The organism is Luteibacter yeojuensis, assembly GCF_000964085.1.
Taxonomy (GTDB): Bacteria; Pseudomonadota; Gammaproteobacteria; order Xanthomonadales; family Rhodanobacteraceae; genus Luteibacter; species Luteibacter yeojuensis_A.
In genome coordinates, this window is the sequence record NZ_JZRB01000069.1 from 1 (window position 1) to 637 (window position 637).

Here is a 637-nt window from a genome sequence, read left to right on the forward strand (position 1 = left end):
AAGCGCGCTCCCACAAAAGCAGGCAAGTTACAGCCGGCTATAGCTCCACGACTGCATGCGGCCGTCCTTGTACGGCATGACCCCATGGAACGGCCTCGGGTCGCCGTCGAACACCAGCGGCAGGAAGTGGCGGTCGCCCTCCCACATCGGCAGGGCGTCCAGGCCCCCGACCGGCACCCACTCCAGGGTGCCCTCGGGGTTGGACGTGAGCGGCTCGCCCTCGTAGCGCGTGATGACGAAGATGAAGCCCAGCCAGTCTTCGCCCTGCTTGCCGAAGCCTGGCCAGTTCAGCGTGCCGCGCAGGCTCATCTCGGTGCATTCGATACCCGCTTCCTCGCGGATCTCGCGGCGCATGCAGGCGGCGATGTCTTCGCCCGGCTCCATCTTGCCGCCCAGCCCGTTGTACTTGCCCAGGTGCTGGTCATCCTTGCGGGCGTTGCGGTGGATCATCAGCACGCGCTGGCCATCCGGCGACAGCACGTAGCCGAGGGTAGCGACGATGGGCGTATAGGGCATGGCGTGGCGGGTTCGGGGTAAACCCCGGAGTGTACCCCCTTGCACCCTCCCCGCCCGCCCGGCGAACATCGGCGGATGCCCCACCGCCGTATCCGCCGCATGGCCACCCGCCTCCTCTTCC

General features: G+C 67.8%; 1 protein-coding gene. It reads right to left on the bottom strand.

All coding sequences use genetic code 11. The features are described from left to right. Window positions 1–27 precede the first annotated feature (27 nt). On the bottom strand, window positions 28–516 hold the full coding sequence (locus VI08_RS19540) for an NUDIX hydrolase (protein WP_045831314.1): 489 nt from the start codon (window positions 514–516) through the stop codon (window positions 28–30). Window positions 517–637: the final 121 nt, after the last annotated feature.